Annotated in this window: 15 protein-coding genes; 7 read left to right on the plus strand and 8 right to left on the minus strand. The window is 50.5% G+C overall.

The features are described 5' to 3' along the window. Positions 1 to 8 precede the first annotated feature (8 nt). The 5 genes from KJB30_RS10780 to gatC all read right to left on the minus strand — a co-directional run bounded on the left by KJB30_RS10780 (position 9) and on the right by gatC (position 5063). Complete coding sequence (locus tag KJB30_RS10780) at positions 9 to 716, minus strand: LolA family protein (protein ID WP_246545635.1); 708 nt, start codon at positions 714 to 716, stop codon at positions 9 to 11. 11 nt (positions 717 to 727) lie between these two features. Beyond that, positions 728 to 1591 (minus strand): LolA family protein, encoded by an 864-nt coding sequence (locus tag KJB30_RS10785; protein ID WP_214299022.1) that lies wholly within the window; start codon positions 1589 to 1591, stop codon positions 728 to 730. Positions 1592 to 1735: 144 nt separating this feature from the next. Further along, complete coding sequence (gatB, locus tag KJB30_RS10790; RefSeq protein ID WP_214299024.1) at positions 1736 to 3178, minus strand: Asp-tRNA(Asn)/Glu-tRNA(Gln) amidotransferase subunit GatB; 1443 nt, start codon at positions 3176 to 3178, stop codon at positions 1736 to 1738. Positions 3179 to 3241: 63 nt separating this feature from the next. Further along, a complete protein-coding gene (gatA, locus tag KJB30_RS10795) occupies positions 3242 to 4699 on the minus strand; it encodes an Asp-tRNA(Asn)/Glu-tRNA(Gln) amidotransferase subunit GatA (RefSeq protein ID WP_214299026.1) in 1458 nt (485 codons plus the stop codon). A gap of 76 nt (positions 4700 to 4775) precedes the next feature. Beyond that, positions 4776 to 5063 carry an Asp-tRNA(Asn)/Glu-tRNA(Gln) amidotransferase subunit GatC gene (gene gatC, locus KJB30_RS10800; RefSeq protein WP_214299028.1) on the minus strand — a complete coding sequence of 96 codons (288 nt, stop codon included), beginning with the start codon at positions 5061 to 5063 and terminating at the stop codon, positions 4776 to 4778. Between the two features lie 199 nt (positions 5064 to 5262). On the opposite strand from gatC, the gene rplM reads away from it, so the two are divergent. From rplM to KJB30_RS10820, 4 genes are all read left to right on the plus strand, one after another. Further along, positions 5263 to 5691 (plus strand): 50S ribosomal protein L13, encoded by a 429-nt coding sequence (rplM, locus tag KJB30_RS10805; RefSeq protein WP_214299030.1) that lies wholly within the window; start codon positions 5263 to 5265, stop codon positions 5689 to 5691. Positions 5692 to 5712: 21 nt separating this feature from the next. Then, positions 5713 to 6105 carry a 30S ribosomal protein S9 gene (gene rpsI, locus KJB30_RS10810; protein ID WP_214299032.1) on the plus strand — a complete coding sequence of 131 codons (393 nt, stop codon included), beginning with the start codon at positions 5713 to 5715 and terminating at the stop codon, positions 6103 to 6105. A 146-nt stretch (positions 6106 to 6251) separates the two neighbouring features. Next, complete coding sequence (locus KJB30_RS10815) at positions 6252 to 6587, plus strand: hypothetical protein (protein WP_367618969.1); 336 nt, start codon at positions 6252 to 6254, stop codon at positions 6585 to 6587. Continuing rightward, the gene (locus tag KJB30_RS10820; RefSeq protein WP_214299034.1) at positions 6587 to 6730 is read left to right on the plus strand and encodes a hypothetical protein; all 144 of its coding nucleotides are present in this window, start codon (positions 6587 to 6589) and stop codon (positions 6728 to 6730) included. The genes KJB30_RS10815 and KJB30_RS10820 overlap by 1 nt, the downstream gene beginning before the upstream one ends. A gap of 86 nt (positions 6731 to 6816) precedes the next feature. Here the strand turns inward: KJB30_RS10820 and KJB30_RS10825 are convergent, their stop codons facing one another. Continuing rightward, a complete protein-coding gene (locus KJB30_RS10825; protein WP_214299036.1) occupies positions 6817 to 9345 on the minus strand; it encodes an ATP-binding protein in 2529 nt (842 codons plus the stop codon). Between the two features lie 163 nt (positions 9346 to 9508). On the opposite strand from KJB30_RS10825, the gene KJB30_RS10830 reads away from it, so the two are divergent. The 3 genes from KJB30_RS10830 to KJB30_RS10840 all read left to right on the plus strand — a co-directional run bounded on the left by KJB30_RS10830 (position 9509) and on the right by KJB30_RS10840 (position 12817). Then, on the plus strand, positions 9509 to 9745 hold the full coding sequence (locus tag KJB30_RS10830) for a hypothetical protein (protein ID WP_246545636.1): 237 nt from the start codon (positions 9509 to 9511) through the stop codon (positions 9743 to 9745). Between the two features lie 148 nt (positions 9746 to 9893). Beyond that, complete coding sequence (argC, locus tag KJB30_RS10835; protein ID WP_214299038.1) at positions 9894 to 10934, plus strand: N-acetyl-gamma-glutamyl-phosphate reductase; 1041 nt, start codon at positions 9894 to 9896, stop codon at positions 10932 to 10934. Between the two features lie 20 nt (positions 10935 to 10954). Beyond that, entirely contained in the window at positions 10955 to 12817 is a 1863-nt protein-coding gene (locus KJB30_RS10840; protein WP_214299040.1) for a YgiQ family radical SAM protein, read from the plus strand. An 82-nt stretch (positions 12818 to 12899) separates the two neighbouring features. Here KJB30_RS10840 and KJB30_RS10845 read toward each other — a convergent pair whose 3' ends face one another. Together KJB30_RS10845 and KJB30_RS10850 are read right to left on the minus strand one after the other, a co-directional pair. Further along, positions 12900 to 13103: a cold-shock protein gene (locus tag KJB30_RS10845; protein ID WP_214299042.1), complete on the minus strand. Its 204-nt coding sequence runs from the start codon at positions 13101 to 13103 to the stop codon at positions 12900 to 12902. A 198-nt stretch (positions 13104 to 13301) separates the two neighbouring features. Next, positions 13302 to 13892, minus strand: a complete 591-nt coding sequence (locus tag KJB30_RS10850; protein WP_214299044.1) for an MlaC/ttg2D family ABC transporter substrate-binding protein — start codon at positions 13890 to 13892, stop codon at positions 13302 to 13304. Between the last annotated feature and the right edge of the window lie 4 nt (positions 13893 to 13896).

Consider the following 13896-nt stretch of genomic DNA (forward strand, 5'->3'; position numbering starts at 1 on the left):
TCCAGAATCTATGGTTTGATGATTTCAACCCCTTTGGGGATTTTGAAGCTGAACCTGCTGTTGTCAATCCCTTTGTTGACCCGGGTGCGGCTATAGTCGATGCGGGTTTCGTTGCCGCCGGCATCGTATATGATTGAGGCAACGATGGGAAAGATATTCGTGACACTTCCATTCTTGACAAATCGCTCCACCGCCTCGGCAGAGATTGTTAGACGCAACTTTGACAGTATGGGGGAGGGGGTTTTGGGTGTCAGGTCGAGATGGTAATTGCCGGCTGCGTCCCGTTGTTCCCTGGCAAAGGAAATATTGAAATCACGCGTGACGTTACCCAGTCCGGTCAGATATGAAAGGGCGATGGAGTTGCCGCCTTTGAACATGGCGACTACCGGCGAAACCATGACCTGCTTGTTCTCGGGAAGATAAAACCAGACCTGCTTGCCATCGGAGATGATCTGTTGAGGCGGCTTTGTGTAATTGAAGCGGAACATGGAGGAGGAGGGTGAAGGGCGCTTCAGCAGTACCTCTCCGTTTCCCAGTTGCTCCCGCTTGACTGATGTAATCACCGTTTTCTGGCGGAAATCAGCCTGCACGTCATGAAGAGAAGCATAACTCTTCTCCAGGGCGGCGACCACATCTTTCAGGGCGGCCGGTTTCTCCGCCGACCAGGCTGGACAAGCGAAAACAAGCAGAAAGAAGAACAGCAGATTCTGTCTCAAAGCAATTCTCCTCATCGGGGCAGGTTCTTGTCCGATGGCCGTACTACCTGGGCATCTGCGGGAATGATGAAATTGAATTCAGTGCGCGGAATGCGGTTGTTAATCCTGATGTTGCTGAATTCCATTGTCACGATTGTTCCATCGTGACCCTCTACCGTGGAGGATAACACTGGAAACAGGTTTGATTGGGGAACTCCGAATGCTCCCAGTGGAGCCAGTGGGCCAGTTTTGGCAGCTGGTGATCCGGGCCGGTTTGTTGGAGGCGCGGTTGGGGTACTTCCTTTGGCGGCGGTCCTGGCCACAACACTGTCACGGTCAACCACCAGCAAAATCCGACGGGTGTTGAGCATTGAACGTCGTGGATTGAGTTCCAGCACGTAGTTACCGGCGGCATCGTACATGCCGGGAGCAAAATTGATCTGAAAATCTTTTGAAATTCGTCCCAAGCCCTGCAGGAAGTTGACGGATGGGTCGTTGTTGGGACTCAGGCTGCGGCGGTCATAGAGAAAACTGACATCGCTAAGGATTACCTGCCGGTTTTCCGGAAGATAAATCCACATGGAGCGCCCATCACTGACTATTTCCTGCCGCGCTGGCCGATAATACTCAAAACGGAACATGAGTGGCTGGCCGTCTGAAGGCATTCTGACGCTTACCCGGCCATCACCGCGCATTTCCCGGCGATCAGTGGAGAGCTGGGTGCGCTGAAAAAAATCTGCCGTAAAATCACTGATCGGTGCATGCCCGCTGTTGTCCTGCTGAAAAGCTTTTTCAACAGCTGCAATGACATCGTTCAGTCCGGCATTCATGGTGGCTGCAGAAGCCCAGGTCCATGAACAAAGCAGCAGGGCCATAGCCAGCATGATTCGTCTCATAGCTTTTCTCCAGGAGTCAAGGGTTTGGGATCAAGGCGCTTCGCCTCCAACGGCCTGATAGTGGAAGCGAATGTCGATTTTGCCATAAGCTTTCAGGTATCGCAACCGCCTTTTGAGGAGCTGTTCCAGCTGGATTTGGAGATTCTAGCCTTTCAGTTTCTTCAGCAACAGGTCGTTTACCACGGCAGGGTTTGCTTTTCCCTTGCTGGCTTTCATTACCTGTCCGACAAAGAAGCCGAGCAGCTTGTCCTTTCCACTGCGAAATTCGGCCACCTGTCCAGCTTCTCTGGCCAGCAAATCATCAATGATTGCTTCGATGGCGCTACTGTCCGATACTTGTACCAGCCCCTGTTCTTCAACGATGGTTTTGGGGTCCTTGCCGCTCTTCCAGACCTCATCGAAGACCTTTTTTGCTATTTTACCGGAGATTGTGCCCTCTTCGATCAACCTGAGCAGGTCTGTCAGCAGGCGCGGAGTTACCGGGCATTCTTCTATGGGCAAACCGGAATCATTAAGACCGCGAATGACTTCTCCCATTATCCAGTTGGAGGCTGCCTTCGGGTTGGTCTGGAGCGCCAGGCACTCTTCGTAATACTCTGCCAAGGCCCGTGTAGCGGTGAGCACATCGGCGTCATAGGCGGGTAGACTGTAGCTTTCCATGAAGCGCTGCTTCTTCTTTTCCGGCAGTTCCGGCAGTTCGCTGCGGCTGCGCTCCACCCATGCGGGATCAATGACCAGCGGTACAAGGTCAGGATCCGGGAAATAACGATAGTCATGGGCCTCTTCTTTGCCGCGCATCGAACGGGTGGTGCCGCTGTTCGGGTCGAACAGACGCGTTTCCTGAACCACTGTGCCGCCATCCTCGATCAGGTCGATCTGGCGCTGGATTTCATACTCGATGGCCTGCTTCACGAACTTGAAAGAATTGACATTCTTTATTTCTGCGCGGGTGCCGAACTGTGCGGCCCCAACCGGCATGACAGACACATTTGCGTCGCAGCGGAAGCTTCCTTCTTCCATGTTGCCATCGCTGATACCAAGCCAGGTGACAATCTGGTGAAGCTGTTTCAAATAGGCCACCGCTTCGTCTGAAGTTCTCAAATCTGGGTCGGAGACAACCTCGAGGAGCGGTGTGCAGGCGCGGTTGAGGTCAACGCCGGAACCTTTTTCAAGTCCGGCGATTTCTCCGTGAACAAGTTTACCGGCGTCCTCTTCCATGTGAATACGGGTGATGCCGATACGTTTCTGGTCCTGCCCCTCCACCTGGATATCCAGCCAGCCATGCTGGCAGATCGGCTCCTCGAACTGGCTGATCTGGTACCCTTTTGGCAGGTCTGGATAAAAGTAGTTTTTGCGGGCGAAGATGCTGCGGGGGGTGATGGAACAGTTGGTCGAGAGGCCGGCCTTGATCGCGAATTCCACCACCTGCTTGTTCAATACCGGTAGTGCGCCGGGCAGTCCCAGGCAGACCGGACAAGTCTGGGAATTGGGTGACGAACCGAAGGCGGTTGAGCAGCCACAGAAAATTTTTGAATTGGTCTTGAGCTGAACGTGAACTTCGAGACCAATGACAGGTTGAAATTTCATGTAACAATCTCCGGAGTTGCTTAGGTGATGATTTGTAATTGAAAATCAGGGATCGTGCTTCGCTTAAAGAGGCGCCCTTTTCATATGCCAGTCCGTCGCCTGTTCGAAGGCGTGTGCTGCTCGAAGAATGGTTTCTTCGCCAAAGGGTTTACCGATCAGCTGCAGGCCGATGGGCAATCCATCGGCGCTGAAGCCGGCAGGCACGGAGATGCCGCAGGTGCCTGCCAGATTCACAGGTATGGTGAAAATGTCGGACAGGTACATCTGTAGTGGATCATTGGTTTTTTCTCCGATGCGAAAGGCAGGGGTGGGTGCCACAGGTGTCAGGATCACATCAACGCCTTCAAAGGCCTGAATGAAATCCCGCATGATCAGGGTGCGCACCTTTTGGGCCTTCACGTAATAAGCATCGTAGTAGCCGGCGGAAAGGGCATAGGTGCCAAGCATGATGCGGCGCTTGACTTCTGCCCCAAAACCTTCGCTGCGGCTTTTGCAGTACATTTCGAGCAGATTGTCTGCATTTTCGGTGCGGTGGCCGAAGCGAACCCCGTCATAACGTGCCAGGTTTGAGCTCGCTTCGGCAGTGGCAATCAGGTAATAGGTTGCTACTGCATAGTCGGTATGTGGCAGCGAGATGTCGACGAATTCTGCCCCAAGCCTGCGGTAGGTCTCAATGGCTGAGTTCATTGCACTCTGTACGTCGGCATCGAGGCCAGCGATGTAATACTCTTTGGGCAAACCGATGCGCAATCCTTTGATTGTGCCGGTAAGGGCTGCGAGGTAGTCTGGCACCGCTACATCGACGCTGGTGGAGTCTTTGGGGTCATGGCCGGCCACGGCAGCCAGCATGATGGCGCTGTCGGTGACATCACGAGTCAAGGGGCCGACCTGATCAAGGGAGGATGCATAGGCAATGACACCATAGCGTGATACGCGGCCGTAGGTGGGTTTAAGTCCGACGCAGCCGCAATGCGAGGCAGGCTGGCGGATGGAGCCGCCCGTATCCGTTCCGAGGGTTGCCGTGGCCTGGCGTGCCGCAATGGCCGCGGCCGAGCCGCCCGAAGAGCCGCCAGGGATGCGGGTTTGGTCCCAGGGATTGCGGGTGCAGCCATAGGCGCTGGATTCATTGGAGGAACCCATGGCAAATTCATCCTGGTTGAGTTTGCCAAGCAGCACAGCACCAGCCTGTTTGAGCTTTTCAAAAGAGGTGGCGCTGTAGGGGGGGACGAAGTTGTTCAGAATTTTCGAGCCGCAGGTGGTGCGGATTCCCTCTGTCAGAAAAATGTCTTTGAGGGCCAGGGGAATACCTGTCAAAAGATCGATGTCTTTGGCTGCAATACGTCGGTCGGCTGCCGCTGCATCAGCAAGCGCCTGTTCCGGGGCAACGGTGATAAATGAGCCGATCTGCGGCTCAACCGTTTCAATGCGGTCCAGCATGGCGGAGGTTGCTTCCACTGCGGATACTTCCCCGGTTTTCAGTTTGTCGTGCAGCTCATGTATGGTGAGGTCGTAAATTTCCATGATATACTCCAGTAGTCACTCGCCAGTAGTCGCTGATATCAGGCAAATCATAGAGGCGGGATGTCGGCTGTCCAGGTTATTCGATTATCTGGGGAACACGGTAGAAAGCATCAGCCCTATCGGGTGAATTGGCCAATGCCTTTTCAGTCCCTATGGGAGGTTCGGTCACGTCTTCGCGGAAGGCATTTTCCATGGGTACAGCATGGGAGGTGGGCAAAACTCCGTCGGTGTCCAGTTCTTTCAGTTTTTCCACATAGGCAAGGATGGCGTCCATCTGTCCCGCAAAAAGGTTTTTTTCTTCGTCGCTCAGTTCCAGTCGTGCCAGCCGGGCGACATGCTCCACATTGGCAGCAGTTATCTTCATTGGATATACTCCGTATAGACAGGGTGCTTGTGCAGCCGGTTTTGTATCATGAATCAGGTGGATTGACAACAATTGTTCAATTATGCGGGGAATAGATAGATTTTTTTGCTTGACATGTAAGACATCGTCCAGTAATTTACACCTCTTCGAAAAAACCATGGCCTGATGTGTCAGGTTTAGTATGTTATGTGAGGATTCTATGAAAACGGAAGTAGCAAAAGCTGAAGGCTTGAAGCGGGATTGGTACGTGGTTGATGCACAGGACAAGGTGCTTGGCAGGCTTGCCAGTGAAGTCGCCAATGTTCTGCGTGGAAAAAACAAAGCCATTTTCACCCCCAGTGTTGATACAGGAGACTTTGTCATCGTAGTGAACGCTGATAAGATCGCGTTGACCGGTCGCAAGTTGGCTGACAAGGTTTACTATAGTCACTCCGGCTTTCCTGGCGGTTTGAAAGAGATTACAGCCGGCAAGCTTCTGGAAAAGAAGCCGGAAGACATCATTAAGAAAGCTGTTAAGGGAATGCTTCCCAAAAATAAGCTGTCCCGGCACATGCTCAAGAAACTAAAGATCTATGCGGGTGAGTCCCATCCCCACGACGCCCAGCAACCCAAGAACCTGGCAATTTAATACTCCGAGGAGAGGCACGATATGGCAGCAGTTAGCTTTTACGGAACAGGCAAGCGCAAGAGTTCGATAGCCAGGGTATGGCTTAAGCCGGGTGCAGGCGCTATCACAGTCAATAATAAGACCCTTGAAGAATATTTCGGGCGTGAAACTTCAAAAATGGTTGTGCGTCAGTCTTTGGAATTGACCGAGACAGTCGGGAAGTTCGATATTTTTGTCACCGTTCAGGGCGGAGGCGACTCCGGTCAGGCAGGTGCCATTCGTCACGGCATCACAAAAGCACTTTTGGGGACCGATCCGGAATTGCGCGGCACCTTGAAAAAAGCCGGTTTCATTACACGTGATTCACGCGTCAAAGAACGTAAGAAGTACGGTCGCAAATCAGCACGCGCACGTTTCCAGTTCTCCAAGCGTTAATACTGGATTATATAAGATGTTGCAGAGGGGAAGTCCAGAAAAGGACTTCCCCTTTGTCATATGGCTGTTCCATGAAAATATTTTATAATGATTTCGGTGAGCGAAAGGCGTATAAAATTTCGAACCTATAACAGAGGAGGCATGACGTGGCTTTGTCATTAACAGGGGTGCCTGATGGTACCGAGGTCCTTTCCCAAATCATCGAGAAAACCCTTTCAAATGGAATGCTCGTAGAGGTTTACCTTGTGAGGTGTGAAGGACATTATGAAGCGGCTCTTTTTATCGAAGGAAATTATAAGCCCGGTCCACCATTGCCCCGCTTAGCTGAAAATTCTACCGGAAATGCAGCTTACTGGATGGGAGTGAGGCCCAAAGTTGGCCTGACTCAGGAAGAGGGCGAGGAAATTCTCGGCGCAGTAAATGTTCAGAATAAATTGCACCACTGCTTTTTCAACGATACATGGGGGAAGGCAGAAAGCTAATGAATAGTTTGACAGAAGTCGAAGGTAAATTGATCTTCGATTTTAGTGCCAGTGTTATCATTGCTGGAGGTGAAAATGAGGGACGAAAGCAGGTCGGTTCAGGAATTGCGGCGGGAACTACGGAGTGCATCAGGCGATCATGACAGGATCGTGAAATTAAATTCTCTGGTCACGAGTATAATTAACCATCCCAATACTTTTGGAGATGAAAAAATCGCTTTGTTGAAGTTCAGGCAGGAAATAAAAGAGTATCTGAATTGCAAGGTGTTGTAAGTCGGTAAGCAGCTTCACTCACTATCATTTCAACGCGGAATTCGGCACCTTCCTGTATGTTTCGCACACTGAGATGGCCACCCATATTCTTTTCGATAATCGCTTTTGACATAAAAAGCCCAATACCCGTGCCTGTCTGTGGGCCCTTGGTTGTAAAGTAAGGGTCAAAGATTTTTTCAAGGATTTCTTCCTGAATTCCTCCGGCATTGTCTGAAATCGTTACGACACTCGACTGATTATTTTGATCTATGGTTATAGTGATGTGCGGACACTGGGTACCGCGTTCCAAAAAAGCATCTCGGGCATTGATCATAATATTTAATAATACCTGGGCATACTCATTTGGATATCCACATATTACCGGATCTGCCTGAGCGTCGATGAATATGCTTATCTGATTATTCTGGAAGCTTGCTGACATAAGTGAGATTGTTTTGGTTACAGCTTCATGTACGCGAAAGTCAACTTTTTCCTTGTCAGGTTTGAAGTAACTGCGAAAGTCATCAATTGTCTGCGACATGTGTTGGATGATTTCCATCGATTTGCATACACCCTCCTCCAGAAACTCTCTGCTGAACTTCCCCATGTCATAAAACAACATCAAATGCTGAATGTTCAAACCAAGCGTGTTTAAGGGTTGGCGCCATTGATGGGCAATGTTGCCGATCATTTCACCCATTGCTGCCTGTCGACTCTGCTGAATCAGCATTTGCTCTTTGTGGCGCAGTTTTTCCAATGTCTTGATTCGTTCCTCTGTTTCGTGTTGCAGGGCACGCTCAGCTTCACTGCGACGAGTTTCCCTGTCGATAATATTCATGGCAAATGAGACATCAGCCCCCATCTGCTGAAGTAGTTCTATTTGGTGAGAATCAAAAAAATTCTTCTCGCTCGCATATAATGACAGTGCACCAATTACTTCGTTGTTTTGCTTGATTGCAATGCTGGCGGCGGAATAAATCCCATTTGCTTTCGCCTTTTCGTGCCATGGAAGGGTAATGAGAGCATTGCAAAAATCATTACAAACATAGTAGCTTCCCGTACGGATTGACAAACCGGTTGGCCCCATTCCTTCCGGACCTCTGACGGAAATGTTTATTCCCTCCAAATACTCCGTTGTTCCGCATGCAGCCACAACAGATACTTGCCCTGTATCTCTGTCGACCAGCCCTACTTTGGCGAGTCTAAACCCACCCTGCTCAACGGCCACACGACAAAACTCGTTAAATATCGATTTGCTGTCGGTGTTGTATATGATGGCTTGATTGGTAGCGCTCAGCACAGCATAGAACCGATTCATACGCAGAATCATTTCTTCCGAGTGTTTTTCCCTGCTGACATCTCTTGTTATGCCAATGAGGCGTACTGCAACACCGCTTTCATTGTAGAAAGCCTGTCCACGCAGAGAAAGCCAGTTTTGTCTGCCGTTTTCGATTCCGACCAGACGAAATTCTTCCCTGAATAAACCTCCACTGCCGAAGTGTAATATTTCTTCTATTTTACGAACAACCCTTGCACGATCCTCAGGATGAGTTGAACTGAGCAGGATGTCATAATTGAGATGGGCGTTTTGAGTCAAACCGAAGTGTCGTCTTGCTATATCAGAACACAATAACTGTCCGGTTAGGGGATAAAAATCAATGGTTCCCAGATATGTAGCTTCTATCGCCAGTTGGAGAGTTTCCTTGCTGTGCCTAAGTTCTTTTTCGATAGTCCTACGTGTTGCAATTTCCTGCTGGAGTTGTTCGATGCTTCCCGCTAGCTGCTCTGTCCTTATTGCAACGCGTGCCTCAAGCTCCGCCTGATACAGCTTGAGTTCGTCCTGCACTTTTCTGTACTCAACCAGAAAATGTTCAAGTGCATTTCTTTTCTCGTCTGCTTCGATCTGGGCCCGCTTCAGGTCTTCTTCTGTGCAGCGGCGTACAATCAATTCACGCCGTTGGCCGGACAGGATCAACCAGAATAAGATCATGCAGATAAAGCCACTGAAAAAAAGTCCTGTGGCAATGTTGACAATGCGATCTTGCGGACTGTGAAAATGGGTGATCCATGCAGGAATTAACTGTTCTAGCAGCAGAAGTATGCAGATGTTTGTCATGAGCAGCACAAGCGTAAACCAACGGGTTTTACGATGAAAAAAAATCAGCGGGTAGAGTGCCATTGCAAAGAAGTAGAAGCTGACACTGCCTGCAGAGCCGGCGTTCAGGAACCAGGCGAGATTCAATAGCAACAATGCCATAATGTAGAATAAAATTGTATGGTGGCGGCCACTGGATGAAGCACGATAACAGTAGAGGGAAAATACGCCGAAAAGAAATATTGATACATCCAGAGAAATTGGCAATTTTTGAAGCAAATTTATTGGAAAGACAAGCAGGATGAAAAGAAGAGAAATCAACAGGCAGATCAGCCGGAACTGGCGAAATTCTAAATCTGTGGAAGAATCATTTTCACGATTGCTCCAGAGTTGCTGTAGCTGCTTATGCATTCCGGATTCTCCATTTAATCCTACGGTGCACGACGGTCATAAACATTTATCATTTATAATAAGTTATAGTCAATTTGTTGTTGCATTTATGCTCTTCACGACTTGACTCCAACGGGGTTCGGAGGTAGTTTGGAAACTGGCATCCCTTGAACAGAAAGAATTCATGGCACCTCCATCACGAATGAAAAGTCCTAGAGACCAGTTTCTTACTCAGTTGACCGGTATTGATCGTGAGTTCAATGACTGGACTTCTTGGCAATTGCTTATGGACTGGCTCAAACGCCAACCGTGGCAGAAAGAGTTTTTCGGCAGCGAAAAAATTCCTGGCAGGCTACTTCATTACTCAATCCTCGCTAACGAAGTGAGCAAATATTTAGGCGGCCCTGAAGAGCGTGTATAGAATCAATAGTATAAACCTGCCTTTATCCTTACAAATCTCCTTTCTACGTTGAAGCTGGTATTTACCCATTCGCCCATTGTTATTCCACCCCGAAAAACTTGCCTTAAAGGTGCTGTTTGCGTATGGTTAGCACAGAGGAGGGCTTTTCATGCTTAATGTTGCTATTGTTGGAGCCAGCGGCTATACCGGTCTGGAATTGATTAGAATTCTGTATCGTCATCCGGAGGTGGCGGTAACTTGTCTGACGTCCGAGCAGAGCGCCGGAAAGAGAATTTCAGAAATTTTTCCTACTTTGAGAGGGCGCTGCGATCTGGTGCTCGAAAATCTTGAGCCGGTACGAGTTGCGGAAAAAGCGGATGTAATCTTCACTGCACTACCGCACAAAGCGGCCATGGAAGTTGTGCCGACCTTTTTAAAATTGGGCAAGCAGGTCATAGATCTGTCTGCCGATTACCGTCTGTCTGACCCCCAGACATACGGGGCATGGTATGAGCCGCACCTGAATCCGGCTAACCTGAAAAAGGCGGTCTACGGGCTGCCGGAAATACGGCGGTCAAAAATTAAAGGTGCCAAGCTGGTCGCAAATCCCGGTTGTTATCCAACCAGCATTATTCTTGGACTGGCACCCCTGCTGAAGCAGGGATTGATTAATCCGCACAGCATAATTGCCGATTCAGCTTCCGGCGTAACCGGCGCCGGTAGGGCGGCCAAGGTCGACTCACTTTTTTGCGAAGTCAATGAAGGTTACAAGGCCTACGGAGTGGGGGGAGTACATCGTCATACGCCGGAGATCGAACAGGAACTTTCGCTTCTGGCAGGTGAAAAGTTGATGGTTACCTTCACGCCGCATCTCCTTCCCATGGATCGCGGGATACTCTCAACCATATATGCAGCACCCTCGAAAGAGACCACCACAGAGGCCCTTATCAAGCTGTACGATAAATTTTACAGCGGAGAGCCGTTTGTGAGGGTACTGCCCCAGGGCAGTCTTCCCTCAACATCCTTTGTACGTGGTTCCAATTTCTGCGATATTTCACCACTGATTGACAGCCGTACCGGCCGTATCATCATCGTGTCCGCAATCGACAACCTGGGTAAGGGTGCTTCCGGCCAGGCAGTGCAGAACATGAACATCGTCTGTGGCCTTCCTGAAACAATGGGCCTGGAAGGGCTGGCGCTGTTTCCGTAGACGAACGGCAGAGAGCTGACATGCCTTTTATTCCGACAACACTGCAAGAAATGAAACAGCGCCGCTGGGATGAGTTGGATGTTATCTTCATTTCCGGCGATGCCTATATCGATCACCCTTCCTTTGGAGTGCCGTTGCTGGCCCGCTGGCTGGAGGCTCACGGGTTTCGCATCGGCATAATTTCCCAACCGGACTGGCGCTCCAAGGAGTCCTTCATGGCCCTGGGGCGCCCACGTCTTTTTTTTGGCATATCCGCCGGAGCAATGGACTCCATGGTTGCCCATTACACGCCGGCCCGCAAACTACGCCACGATGATGCTTATACGCCCGGCAATCGCCATGGTGCCCGTCCCAATCGGGCCACGATCATCTATACCTCACGTCTGAAGGAAGCCTATCGGGATGTCCCGGTGGTTATCGGTGGCATCGAGGCCTCCTTGCGTCGTTTCGCCCATTATGATTATTGGGAGGATAAGGTGCGGCGATCGCTGCTGCTGGATGCCAAGGCTGACCTGCTGGTATACGGCATGGCCGAACGAGCGCTTCTGGAAGTGGCGCAGCGCATTCGTTCAGGTGAGAGAATGGCTGATATCCGGGATGTGCGGGGTACATGTTTTTCTTTGAGTACCCAGGAACGGCTTGAAGGGGAAAGGATTGAGCTCCCCTCTCTTGACCAGGTAGTTACAGACAAATCTAAATTTGCCGAGGCTTTTAGGCTTAGCAGCCAGGAGCAGAATCCCGAGTGCGCCCGGATAGTAATTCAGCCACATGGCAGCCGGTTGATGGTCTGCATGCCTCCGGCAATGCCTTTGACCGAAGCCGAGCTTGACAGAGTCTACGCTTTGCCCTTTGAAAAGGCTCCGCATCCCGGCTACAAGGATACCATTCCGGCCTGGGAGCAAATAAAGGCCAGCATCACCAGTCACCGGGGCTGTTTCGGCGGCTGCGCCTTCTGTGCCATTGCAATGCACCAGGGCACGACAATCCAGTCCCGTAGCGAAGCCTCTGTGATTGCCGAAATTGACGCTTTGGCCGCAAAACCGTGGTTCAGGGGGAGTGTGAGCGATGTGGGGGGGCCGACAGCCAATATGTATGGACTCTCCTGCGGCAATCCTGCCAGTCGTAAGTTATGCCGACGCGCAAGTTGCCTTTTTCCGCAGATCTGCAAAAACCTGTCAACCGGTGACAAGCGCGCCGTAGGTTTATTGCGCAAGGTGCGGGCCCGGAAGGGGGTCAGGAACGTGGCGGTTTCCTCGGGTGTCAGGTACGACCTGATGGAGCGTCAGCCCGCATATTTTACAGATCTGGTGGGGCATCATGTCAGTGGGCTGCTCAAGATCGCGCCCGAACATCTGGCAGAGCATGTCACGGCACTGATGCACAAGCCTGGCAGGAAGACTTTTGAGGAGTTCTTCAAGCGTTTCAGAGAAGAAAGTGCTCGTCTGGGGAAGCGTCAGTCAATTGTGCCTTACCTGATCTCGGGACATCCCGGATGCACGCTGGGAGATATGCTGGATCTGGCCCTGGTTCTTAGAAAACTTGGTCTTAAAGTAGAACAGGTACAGGATTTCACACCCACACCAGGAACGCTTTCCACCTGCATGTTTTACACTGGTATGGACCCTGACAGTGGCAAAGCGTTGCATGTGGCGAAGAGCGATCGGGAAAAAGGGCTGCAGAAAGCACTGTTGCTCTGGCATCTGCCTGATGAGCGGCGACGGTGCCTGGAGGGGCTCAGGGAACTGGGCCGGGAGGAATTGGCGAATGTGCTGATACCAGAGGGTGCTGCCACAGGAGCAGCGGCAGGAAGAGAACAGAGGGGTGATAGACATCCACAAAGAAAAAAGCCCCAAGGTTCCGGCCAGCATAAACGGTGCCGCTAAAGCTTCTCCTGCATCCCTTTAAGCATAAAAAAACCCGCTGAATAAAATTCAGTGGGTTTTGATTTTGTGGGTGAATTCAGGCTTATCTGAGTTTGTTAACGTTGGAAGCCTGGAGGCCCTTGGGACCCTGGGTGATGTCGAAAGTAACAGCATCGCCTTCGGCGAGGGATTTGAAACCGTCACCCTGGATGGCGGAGAAGTGGACGAATACATCTTCGCCACCTTCCTGCTCGATGAAGCCAAAACCCTTGGTGTCATTGAACCACTTAACTTTGCCTTGCGCCATTTTCCTACCTCCTTTTTTTTCTCCGGTCATACACCGGAACCAAGTGGGATACGCCTAAGTTTCCGGAGTCTGATGCAGGAAAACCGCAAAGCCTGGTGACACAGGGGTTCTTCTACGATTCGCAGGAACTTCCGAAACTTGCTGCCAAAGTCGTTTATCATAGGCCAAAAGTGCATGTCAAGTTATTTTAATATAGGGTTATGGTGCCTTCAGCTCATCGTTTTTGGTTCTTAGTTTCTTGAGCAATTCGCCATAGCCATTAGCTGTAATGATCCGATTGAACTGGCTGCGGTAGTTGGATACCAGGCTGACCCCTTCGATAACCACGTCATAGACCATCCATTTGCCATTTTCGTTGATAAGGCGGTAATCAAGGGTAAATTCGTCGCGTTTGGCGGTAATGACCTTTGATTTGACCTCGGCATGATCTCCGTCAATGGATTCCTTGATGTAGACGATCTTTTCGTTGTTGTAGGACTCGATTTTAGCCGCATAGGAATTTTCCAGCAGGGTGGCGAAAAGATCGGCAAACTGCTTTTTCTCAGTCTCGTTTCGCTGATTCCAGTGTTTGCCAAGGGAGCGTTTTGCCATTTCACCGTAATTGAAAATCTGGCTGATGGATTTTTTCAGTGCCTGGCGGCGCTTCTGCTCATTCTTCTTCATCTCTTTATCAGCAACTATGCCGACAACCTGATCTACAGTTTTTTTGACGTCAGCGGTGGGTGTCGCAAAGGCGTTTGCAGCCAGAAATAGTATAGATACCAGTAAGACCATGATGCGCTGTAACATGACT

This window comes from Pelotalea chapellei, assembly GCF_018531195.1.
Classification (GTDB): Bacteria; Desulfobacterota; Desulfuromonadia; order Geobacterales; family Pseudopelobacteraceae; genus Pelotalea; species Pelotalea chapellei.